This window comes from Paenacidovorax caeni (genome assembly GCF_001298675.1).
Lineage (GTDB): Bacteria > Pseudomonadota > Gammaproteobacteria > Burkholderiales > Burkholderiaceae_C > Paenacidovorax > Paenacidovorax caeni.
Genome location: NZ_CYIG01000031.1, coordinates 79499 through 90068, shown reverse-complemented (window position 1 = coordinate 90068; position 10570 = coordinate 79499). Strand labels below are relative to the sequence as shown.

Genomic DNA, 10570 nt, shown 5'->3' with positions numbered 1-10570 from the left:
GAATGTTCAGCCCCAGCTCGCAGTACACCCGCCAGACCCGTTTGTGATTCCAAGGCCGACCATCCAGACGCAGCCGGTCAAAGCACTTCCAGAAGCCCCAACGGGCGTTGCGCTCGACGACGCCGTTGAGCGCGTCGATGACCTCGGCATCTTTCTCCTGAGGCAACCGCGGCGCCTTGTAGTACGCCGCCCGCGACAAGCCAGCAGTCCTGCAGGCTCGCGTGATCGACAGCCGGTGCTCGGTCACCATGACCTCAACCACCTGCCGCTTCGCGGACGGCGTCAGAATTTTTTTGTCAGCACGTCCTTGATGGCTGCATTCTCCAGCGCCAGGTCGGCGTACATGCGCTTGAGCCGGGCGTTCTCCACCTCCAGCTCACGCATGCGTGTCAGGTCCGACACCGTCGCCCCCGCGTACTTGCTCTTCCAAGCGTAGTACGTCGGCGAGCTGATGCCGTGCTTGCGGCACACCTCGGCCACCGGCATGCCAGCTTCACCTTCCTTGAGGATCGCCACGATCTGGCTCTCCGTGAACTTGCTCTTCCTCATCGGCCTCTTCCTTCCGGGTTGGGCCGCATTCTCTGATTTCAGATGTCTACTTGGTGGGGGAGCTTACGCGACCACTTCCGGCGTAGCGCGCCGTTGCAGTTCCAAGTCAGAATTTTGATGCCGCTGCTGCTCAATGACTTACCTTGCCGCCCTCAAGGCCCCTGGGGAGCGTGTGCCCTTGCATTGCAGTGTACGGTAGGCCGTCTTTGCAGCTGCGCTAAAAAATGCTAAGGCTATGTTTCTATTGGATTTTTTACCTGCGCATGAATGCCGAACACCCAGGGTGTTAATAAGCAGATGACCATGAGTAGTCACTAACCCGCTAGCCTTGCTGAATCACGGTGTCATCTGGGGGACGTTGATGAGTTTTTGTTCGGGGAATACCTTCCACACCGTGCGGGCGCAGTAATAGGCGCGAGCACTGTTATCTGGGGACGGACTTGCTTTTGAAGCGGCGTGCAGCGCACTACAGCCGTAAATAGGCTTGCGGTTTTCCCAGTGCTGAGCGGGGCCCGCTAAATAAATGTGAACGGTTTCGTGCGCAAGAACGAAATAGAGGGCACCACCATCTTTCACGGGGGCAGGCAAGCGCCCTCGCAAGTCAATGGTGTTTTCATGCACGGTGCCGGTGGGCTTGTGCCGCCACTTGATGTACACGGTGTCACCTACCCGAGTGCTCTCTTCCCCTGGGCCTGAATAGCCGCGGCTTTCGACCCTTTTAACAAAGCTGCGGTTGTCTCCCGCAATCTGCTTTCCGTCCAGAAAGTAGCGAAAATCCAAGAACACGAAATCAGGGCTGTCCCAGCCTGCATAGGCTGTGAGCATGTGACGAGCCCCTGTTCCAATAGACGCAGACGGGTCTCCTGAAAGGCTGGCACAGCCAGCCGTGAGCAAGCTCGCGGAAAGCGCAGCTAGCAAGCATCGACGATGGGGAACGCTCAAGAAGGGCTACCTGAAGTGATGTTGTGTCGTGTAGCTACTCCGAGTCGCCCAGGCCGCTTTGGCTTCCTCGACTGCAGCCCCCACGCACTGCTTACGCCTGACTGAGACACCCTGCTCCAAGGGGCTACTTGCTGGACTCTAATGTTCTTTCGGACCTAACGAAAAACGCCGCAAGTTGTTGTTTTTATGGGGTTTTGGTCATCTGCGTATTAACACCCAACACCCACAAAAAAACCGCCCGAAGGCGGTTTTTCCGTTTTGCTGACAGCGCACCCGTTACAAACGGCGGGTGGCCGGGGCCACCCGTGCGATTGCCTGAAAGGGTCAGGCGGCCAGTGCCAGGGCCTTGACCTTTGCGGACAGACGGCTCTTGTCGCGAGCAGCCTTGTTCTTGTGGAAGATGCCCTTGTCGGCGATGGTGTCGAGCACGGACTGGGCCTTGGCGAACAGTTCGGTGGCCTTGGTCTTGTCGCCGGCCAGGACGGCCTTCTCGACGTTCTTGACGGCGGTGCGGTACTTCGAGCGCAGCGAGGTGTTGGCTGCGTTCAGTTTGACGCCTTGGCGCGCGCGCTTGCGGCCCGATGCCAGGCGGGGGTTCTTTTTCTTCGGCTTAGCAGATGCCATGGTATGTGTTCCTTGTGTCTGAGGATGATGTCAGCAAAGCCGAGCATTATAACCCGGGCCTGTTCGGCGGGCAGGCGCCAGTCCTGCGCATACACTCCCGCCGGTGTCTCTGTTCAAAGCTGCCTCCACTGTTTCGCTGCTGACCCTCGCCTCCCGGGTGACGGGCCTGGCACGCGATCTCCTTATGGCGTCGATCTTCGGCGCTAATGCGCTCACCGACGCGTTCAACGTCGCTTTCCGCATTCCCAACCTGTTTCGACGCCTGTTTGCCGAAGGTGCGTTCAGCCAGGCCTTCGTGCCTGTACTTGCAGCCTCCAAGGCACAGCATGGGGAGGAGGCCACCCGCCATCTCATTGACAGCGTGGCGACGGTATTGGCCTGGGTGCTGCTGCTGACCTGTGTGCTGGGCGTGGTGGGGGCGCCGGTGCTGGTGTGGCTGCTGGCGAGCGGCCTGCGCCAAAACCCCGAGAGCTACCAGGCTGCGGTACTCATGACGCGCTGGATGTTTCCTTACATCGGCTTCATGTCGCTGGTGGCGTTGGCCGCCGGGGTGCTGAACACCTGGAAGCGGTTCGCTGTGCCGGCGGCCACCCCGGTACTGCTCAACCTGTGCATGATCGCGGCGGCCTGGTTTGGTGCGCCGCAATTCGCCGCGCGTGGCATAGAGCCCATCTATGCCATGGCTGGAGGCGTGGTGCTGGGCGGGGTGCTGCAGCTGGCAGCGCAGCTGCCTGCGTTGTACCGCATGGGGCTGTTGCCGCGCATCGGGGTGACGTGGGCTGCAGTGCGTGCTGCATATGGCGATGAGGGCGTGCGCCGCATCCTCAAGCTGATGGCACCTGCGCTGCTCGGCGTGGGTGTGGCCCAGATTTCGCTGATGATCAATACCCAGATTGCCTCTTACCTGGCGCCGGGCAGCGTGACCTGGTTGTTCTACGCGGACCGGCTGATGGAGTTCCCGACGGCCCTGCTGGGTGTGGCGCTTGGCGTGGTGCTTACGCCCCAGTTGGCGGCAGCCAAGGCAGCGGGTGACGCCGCGCGCTATTCGGCCATGCTGGACTGGGGGCTGCGCATCGTCGTGCTGCTGGCGGTGCCCTGCGCCGTGGGGCTGCTGACACTGGCCGATCCGCTGGTGGCCACGCTGTTCCACTACGGTGCGCTGCGTGATGCCGATGTCGGCGAGATTGGCCGCGCTCTCGCGGGCTATGGCGTGGGCCTGCTCGGGCTCGTAGCGATCAAGGTGCTGGCACCGGGCTACTACGCGAGCCAGGACATCCGCACACCGGTGCGCATTGCCATGGCTGTGCTTGTCATCACGCAGGTGCTGAATTTGGCGCTTGTGCCTTGGGTGCAGCATGCCGGTCTGGCCTTGTCGATTGGCCTGGCGGCGCTGGTGAATGCTGTGTGGTTGCTCATCGGCCTGCTGCGGCGTGGCAGCTACCGGCCTCAGCCGGGCTGGGGGCGCTATGTGCTACAGGTTGTGGCGGCGAGTACGCTCATGGCGCTGCTGCTGGTGGCGGCGTCCCAGTCCTTCGACTGGATCGGCTTGCGCGCGCATGCCGGCCAGCGCGTGGCCTTGCTCGCGGGCGTGCTGGCAGCTGCCGTGCTGCTGTATTTTGGTGCCCTGTGGGCCGCTGGGCTGAAATTGCGGCAGCTGCTGCGCCGCTGATTTTTTCGGGGGGCTTGGCTTGACGCAGCCCCGCCGCCACCTTACAACCAAGCCATGACCTTGCGCTACAGCGCCCCCACGGCACTTGAATATTTCGCCACCCTGGTGCAGAGCGACGAGCACTTCCCGCTGCTTGAGGCCGCTGCCTGCGTGGCCCATGATGAGTATCCAGAACTCGACGTGCAGCAGCTCCTGGGGGATGTTGACCAACTGCAGGCGCGTCTGCGTCGACGGCTCGCGCCGGATGCTGCGTCGCTGCAGCGCCTGCAGGTGCTGAACCAGTTCTTCTATGGAGACCTGGGCTTTGGCGGCAACGTCAACAACTACTACGATCCCGAGAACAGCTACCTCAACGCCGTGTTGCGCACGCGCCGGGGCATACCGGTTTCGCTGGCGGTACTGTGGATGGAGCTGGCCCAGGGCCTAGGGTTGCAGGTGCGCGGCGTTGCGTTCCCGGGGCATTTCATGGTGAAGGCGCTGCTGCCCCTGGGGCAGGCCGTGCTGGATCCGCTCACAGGACAGTCGCTCTCACGCGAGGAACTGCTGGAGCGGCTTGCGCCCTACCAGCGCCGCGAAGGTGTGCTGGGCGATGAGGAGCCTCCGCTAGGCTTGTACCTGCAGGCTGCGACGCCGCGTGACATCTTGGCGCGCATGCTGCGTAACCTCAAGGAAATTCACCAGTCGCAGAAGGACTATCCGCGCTTGCTGTCGGTGCTTGACCGCCTGGTCATACTGCAGCCAGAGATGTGGGACGAGCGCCGCGACCGCGGTTTGGCGCATGCGGCCTGCGGGCATACACAGCAGGCTGTCGCCGACCTGGAGGCCTACCTGGCCCATGCCGTGCGGCAGGGCACCGAGGCCGGGGAAATCGCGCAGCGCCTGGGGGCACTGCGCGGAGGCTGAAACTCAGCTTGCCTTGACGGCCAGCACCGGGCAGGGTGCAGTCATCAAAATTTCCTGGGCCATGCTGCCCAGCAGCAGCTTGCCTACGGCAGTGCGCTTGCGCAGGCCAATGACGAGCACAGACACCTGCTGCGACTCCACCAGCCCAATGATTTCGTCGATAGTGCTGTTGCCGCGCACGAACTGCTTGAACTCGGCCTGAACGGGCAGCTTCGCCAGGCGTTCTTCGACGCGCTCGACTTCGTAGCCGTTGACGATGGCTTCGTCCTGCCCGCCGCCCGGGCCGGCGTTGACGATCAGGAGCCGCTCATTGCGGCGGGTGGCGATTTCGATACCTTTGTCCAGCGCGGCCTGGCCTTCCGGGCGGGCCACATAGGCGACGAGAATGGTCATGCGTTGTCTTCCTTAACTTATGTCTTGAAGGGTCTGACGGAAATACAAAAGTGCCTGTGGCACCGCCAGCCAGCATAGCCCAATGCCAAGGGGTTTGCGAAGACCCGGCTGTCGCGGTCAGCGCAGCGCATCCAGCGAAATAGTGCTTGGGCACCCATGCTGCCGCTAGGCATGGCGCTGTCGCAAGGCGTCTATACGAGATGCGTCGCCTGCAGCTCTTTTTTGAGGTAGGCGTACATCAGCGGTGCGGCCACCAGCCCCGCCGGGCCGAAGACGGCCTCTGCCGTGAACATTACCGCCAGCAACTCCCACACGCCCATGTGCGTGCGCCGTCCCACGACCTTGGCATTGATGACGTACTCGGCCTTGTGAATCAGCACCAGGAAGCCCAGGCAGGCCAGCGCCGCCATGGGCGATACCGAGAGGCCGACGATGGTGATGACCACGTTGCACAGCAGGTTGCCCACGATGGGGATCAGCCCGGCCAGGAAAGTGAGCGTGATGAGCGCCGGCGTGTAGGGCAGCTCCAGTTTCCACAGCGGCAGCAGTACGAGCAGGAACAGTGCGGTGAGCGCGGTGTTGAAAGCCGCAATCCAGAACTGCGCAGCCACTATCTGGCGGAAGGCCTCGCCCAGCAAGCGGATGCGCTGCGACAGTGCCTGCGCCAGCGGCCTGCGCGCCAGCCCCGGTTGGCGCACGGCGGCCAGGGCTCCGATGAGCAGGCCGACATAAGCGTGCAACAGGCCGCCCAGCCAGGCTCGGCCAGCAGTGGCCAGGGCGCCGGACTTGGCAGCCAGGTAGCTGGCGATGCTGCGCTGGATGTCGGCTGCGCCCTCGGGCAGTTGTGTGGCGATGTCGGGCGGCAGCTTCAGCCGCAGCTCCAGCACGGTGCGTGCCATGAAGTCGAGCAGTTCGCGGTACTGCGCTGGCGCCGAGACGATGTAGGAGCGCGAGTGCGACAGCGCCAGTGCCATCAGCAGCAGTGGTGCGAGGATGACCAATGTGGCGGCGGCTATTTGGCCAGCGCGAGAGGCACCTTTGCTGCCGGGGAGCTTGCGCCGCAGCCGCGCCAGGCGCGGCGCCAGCCAGCGCGTGACCAGAAAGCCCAGGCAGGCGCACAACAGCCCGGGCAGCAAGCCGCGCTCCATGACCAGCAGCAGGGCTGCGGCCATCAGCAGGTAACTGGCGATCTGCACGCCGCGCGCGTTGTGCGCGGTGTTCGGTGGCATGGCGCCGGGTCAGCCCACCGTGACGGCTGCGCCGGTGCCGCGTGCGGCGATGGTGCCGATGGTGTACACACTCTCGCCCAGGCCGCGCAGCGTGGCGGCTGTGGCCTCGGCGGCGTCAGCAGACACCACCACCACCATGCCGATGCCGTTGTTGAAGGTGCGGTTCATTTCGATGTCGTCGATACCCGCCGTCTTTTGCAGCCAGGCGAACAGCTCGGTCTGCGGCCAGCTGCCCGCTTGCAGGTGCGCGGCCAGGCCCTCGGGCAGCACGCGTGGGATGTTCTCCAGCAGGCCGCCACCCGTGATGTGGGCCAGTGCCTTGATGGGGTGGGCGGCCAGCGCAGCCAGCACGTTCTTCACGTACAGGCGGGTGGGCTCCATGATGGCTTGCTTGAACGGCTTGCCGTCCAGGGTGGCGGGCACGTCGGCACCTGCACGTTCAATGCACTTGCGCACCAGGCTGAAGCCGTTGGAGTGCACACCGCTGGAGGCCAGGCCCAGCACCACGTCGCCCGCTTGCACATTGGCGCCAGTGAGGATCTTGGACTTTTCCACAGCACCAACGGCAAAACCAGCCAGATCGTATTCGCCGGCGGGGTACATGCCGGGCATTTCAGCGGTTTCGCCGCCGATCAGCGCGCAGCCGCTCAGCTCGCAGCCTTTGGCAATGCCGCCCACCACCGCTGCTGCGGTGTCCACGTCCAACTTGCCGCAGGCAAAGTAGTCCAGGAAAAACAGCGGTTCGGCGCCTTGCACCAGCACGTCGTTCACGCTCATGGCCACGAGGTCAATGCCCACGGTGTCGTGCATGTTCCACTCGAAGGCCAGTTTGAGCTTGGTGCCCACGCCGTCGGTGCCGCTCACCAGCACCGGCTCCTGGTAGCGCTTGGGCACCTCAAACAGCGCGCCGAAGCCGCCGATGCCGGCCATCACGCCTTCGCGCAGGGTCTTCTTGGCCAGCGGCTTGATGCGCTCGACCAGCGCGTCGCCCGCGTCGATGTCAACGCCGGCGTCTTTGTACGAAATGGGAGGGGTGGCAGAGGAGCTCATGGAATTCAAAGCGTGGTTGGCGGGTCGGCCCAAACCAGCGATTTTAGGGGCGGCGGCATCCTAAGGTGCTGGAATGTCCGTTGGCAGCGGTAGTGCAAGAAAAAAGCCCTGCCGCACGTGCAGGGCTTGATTGCAGGGGACTGGTGGGCTCAGAGGGCCCCGTCGCCCAGCACGATGCCTTCGCGCCGAGGGTCGGCCCCGCCCTCCAGTTGCGGCTTGCCGTCCTTGGTTACGCGGATGATGGTGGCCACGCCGCTGGACTGGGCGGCTGTGGATACTGTGTGGCCCTTGGCCTTGAGGCCGTTGACCAGCCCTGCCGCGTCGAGCGTGGTGTTGGAGCCGTCTACGCCTGTGTTGGCGCTGTTAGACGCACCGAAGTTGACCAGCGACGTGGCCTGTTGGGCATCCAGCCGCCAGTCCAGCGCCCCTACTACGGTTTTCAACACGTACTGGATGATGGCGCCGCCGCCCGGCGAGCCGGTGGCCATCAGGAAGTCGCCTGGCGCGCTGCCCTTGAATACCAGCGTTGGCGCCATGGTGCTGCGCGGGCGTTTGCCAGGGGCCACGCGGTTGGCAACGGGCAGGCCAGCCGCATCCACTGGCGTGGCAGAGAAGTCCGTGAGTTGGTTGGTCAGCAGGAAGCCTTCGACCATGTGAAAGGAGCCCATGCTCGACTCCACCGTCGTCGTCATCGACACCACGTTGCCATAGGCGTCCACCACGGAGAAGTGGGTGGTTCCGTGCTCCACCGTCTTGTCGACGCCCACGGGCACCGTGCCGAAATCGCCGGCGGTGGCTGTACCCATGCTCTTGTCCGGATTGATCAGGCGGGCGCGCTGCTTGAGGTAGTCGGGGCTCAGCAGCGAAGCCAGGCCTTGGGCCGGCAGCGGCACGAAGTCGGTGTCGGCCACGTATTTGTCGCGGTCGGCATAGGCCAGGCGCTCAGCCTCGGATACCAGATGCACGCCCATCACGCCGGGCACGCCGCCTTCGTTGCTGGGGTTCGTCGGCGCGTAGGGCGCCAGGTTGAATTGGCCCAGGATGCCCAGCGACTGCGCGATCGCGATGCCGCCGGAGGAGGGGGGCGCCATGGTGCATACGTGGTAAGCGTCGCGGTAGGTGGTGCAAACCGGGTCGCGCTTCTTGGCCCGGTAGGCGGCCAAGTCGGTCAAAGTCATCAGGCTGGGGGTGATGGGCGTCTTGGCGGCGTCGTCCCCTACAGATTGGGCGGCCTTGGCGACAATGGCCTTGGCGATGTCCCCCGTGTAGAGGGCGTCTGCGCCCTGCGAGGCCAGCGCCTTCAGCGTCCTCGCGTAGGGCAGGTTCGTCATGGTGTCGCCCGTTTTGCGGGGTGAGCCATCGGCATTGAAATAGGTCGCCATCGCGTTGGCGTCCAGCGCCAGATTGCTGGCGTTGCTGGCGATGGCATCGCCCAGGCGGCCGGGGATCTGGAAGCCGTTGGTCGAGAGCTTGATGCCGTAGTCGAACAGGCCGCTCCAGGCGAGTACGCCATGTTCCTTGTGCGCCATGTCGAGCATGCGCATCACGCCAGGCACGCCAATGGAGCGGCCACTGCGCCGCGCCGACGGCACGGGTGGGGGCGAATCAGGGTTGGCTTGGTCCTGGCGCGCCAGGTAGTAGCCGGTGGCGGCGGCTGGAGCGGTCTCGCGCCCGTCATAGGCGACCACCTTCTTGCTCTTGGCGTCGTAGTACAGCATGAACGCGCTGCCTGCGATGGTGCTGGACTGTGGCTCCACCAGGCCCAGAACGGCCTGCATGGCCACGGCTGCATCCACTGCCGATCCACCGGCCTTGAGGACGTCGCACCCCGCCTTGGTGGCCAACGGCGTATTGGCAACGACCATGTATTTGCTGGAATATTTGGCCGTCAGGCCTAGCCTGTAGCCCGATGCCTTTTCGGGGGCCGCGGGGTCGCCGCTGACGCCGGAGCCAACGACCACGGGAGCGCCGTTGCTGCTGAGTACTGAGCAGCTGTTGGGGTCGTCATCTACGATCAGGTCAGGGCTGTGGCTGCTGCCACAGCTGGCCAGGAGAAGCGACGCTGCCAGCGGCGCCATGACCCACAAAACATTCTTGCGCATATTCCGCTCCATCGGTGTGTTAGGTCCATCCAGGCGCGCAGGTCTCGTGGGCTGGACAGCATTTCTGGCGGGAACCCTACGGGCTGGACGAGATTAGCAAAGCGCGGGGCCGCGGGCGGTAGATGGATACCCTTGCGGCCTCTTGCGATGTCGGGGTGGAAGGGTTGGCGTCGGCGAGAGTCCAGGCCAGACTAAAATCAACATCTTATGCCCCGTTTTGCACCCGCCGCAGCCGCCTACGGCCGGGACTGCTCTTACCGACCCCCTGTGATGCCGCAACCCTCCCTCATGCCAGTCTTTGCCGCACTTCGCTCTGAAGGGGCGGGGGTATGAGCCACATGAAGCAATTGGCGCTGGACATCGGCCTGGCCCCCGTGCCCACGCTGGCGCGCTTCTTTCCCGGTCCCAACGAGGCGGTGCTGCAGCACCTGCGCTTGGCGGTGGAGAGCGACAACGGCGGCGCGTTGCGCGCTGCTGTGCCTATGTACCTGTGGGGCGAGTCCGGCTGTGGCAAGACGCATTTGCTCAAGGCCGTGCGCGAGGCGCTGCGCGAGCGCGGCCTGGCTGTGGGCTGGCTCGACGCAAGCAGCGCGCAGCCGCCTGCGTTCGAAGAGTCCTGGGCGGCGGTGTTGCTTGACGACGTGCACCTGTACACCTGCGCGCAGCAGGCCATGGCGTTCAACTGGTTCGTCAACGCCACCAGCCCCGCCACCGGCACCCCGCGCTGGGTGCTGGCAGCGGGCAGCTTGCCGCCTGCCGATCTGCCGCTGCGCGACGACCTGCGCTCGCGCCTGGGCTGGGGCCATGTGTTCCAGTTGCACCTGCCCGACGAAACGGCGCGCCGCGCCGTGCTGCGCCAGGAGGCCGACGCGCGCGGCATTTTCCTGGGCGACGACGTGATGGACTACATGTTGCGCCGCTTTTCGCGCGATCTGGGCAGCCTGATGCAACTGCTCGAGCAGCTCGACGGCTTTGCCTTGCGCACCCAGCGCGCCATCACCATTCCGCTACTCAAGACCATGCTGGAGACGGAGTGAGTTTTATGCATCAAATAGGCCTCCAGCCATTGCCAGGCAAGCGCTGGAAGCTATCAAAACAGGAGGAGCGCT

The 10570-nt window shown here is 64.3% G+C and carries 9 protein-coding genes and 1 pseudogene; 3 read left to right on the top strand and 7 right to left on the bottom strand.

Annotation, left to right across the window (positions count from 1 at the left end; genetic code table 11):
* The 3 genes and pseudogenes from BN2503_RS20970 to rpsT form a co-directional block, all read right to left on the bottom strand.
* A pseudogene (locus BN2503_RS20970) lies at positions 1-549 on the bottom strand (transposase); the annotation flags it as partial.
* 336 nt (positions 550-885) lie between these two features.
* A complete protein-coding gene (locus tag BN2503_RS19445; RefSeq protein WP_074930202.1) occupies positions 886-1374 on the bottom strand; it encodes a hypothetical protein in 489 nt (162 codons plus the stop codon).
* A 441-nt stretch (positions 1375-1815) separates the two neighbouring features.
* Entirely contained in the window at positions 1816-2115 is a 300-nt protein-coding gene (gene rpsT / locus BN2503_RS13310) for a 30S ribosomal protein S20 (protein WP_054257145.1), read from the bottom strand.
* 103 nt (positions 2116-2218) lie between these two features.
* Between rpsT and murJ the strand changes: the two genes are divergently transcribed.
* Positions 2219-3784, top strand: coding sequence for a murein biosynthesis integral membrane protein MurJ (gene murJ, locus BN2503_RS13305; RefSeq protein ID WP_054257144.1), 1566 nt, complete (start codon positions 2219-2221; stop codon positions 3782-3784).
* Positions 3785-3838: 54 nt separating this feature from the next.
* Positions 3839-4687 carry a SirB1 family protein gene (locus tag BN2503_RS13300; protein WP_054257143.1) on the top strand — a complete coding sequence of 283 codons (849 nt, stop codon included), beginning with the start codon at positions 3839-3841 and terminating at the stop codon, positions 4685-4687.
* 3 nt (positions 4688-4690) lie between these two features.
* Here BN2503_RS13300 and BN2503_RS13295 read toward each other — a convergent pair whose 3' ends face one another.
* The 4 genes from BN2503_RS13295 to ggt form a co-directional block, all read right to left on the bottom strand.
* Entirely contained in the window at positions 4691-5080 is a 390-nt protein-coding gene (locus tag BN2503_RS13295; RefSeq protein ID WP_054257142.1) for a universal stress protein, read from the bottom strand.
* A 191-nt stretch (positions 5081-5271) separates the two neighbouring features.
* Positions 5272-6309, bottom strand: a complete 1038-nt coding sequence (locus tag BN2503_RS13290; RefSeq protein ID WP_054257141.1) for an AI-2E family transporter — start codon at positions 6307-6309, stop codon at positions 5272-5274.
* 9 nt (positions 6310-6318) lie between these two features.
* Positions 6319-7359: a phosphoribosylformylglycinamidine cyclo-ligase gene (gene purM / locus BN2503_RS13285; protein ID WP_054257140.1), complete on the bottom strand. Its 1041-nt coding sequence runs from the start codon at positions 7357-7359 to the stop codon at positions 6319-6321.
* 149 nt (positions 7360-7508) lie between these two features.
* Positions 7509-9461: a gamma-glutamyltransferase gene (gene ggt / locus BN2503_RS13280; protein WP_054257139.1), complete on the bottom strand. Its 1953-nt coding sequence runs from the start codon at positions 9459-9461 to the stop codon at positions 7509-7511.
* 338 nt (positions 9462-9799) lie between these two features.
* Between ggt and hda the strand changes: the two genes are divergently transcribed.
* Positions 9800-10498, top strand: coding sequence for a DnaA regulatory inactivator Hda (hda, locus tag BN2503_RS13275; RefSeq protein WP_054257154.1), 699 nt, complete (start codon positions 9800-9802; stop codon positions 10496-10498).
* Positions 10499-10570: the final 72 nt, after the last annotated feature.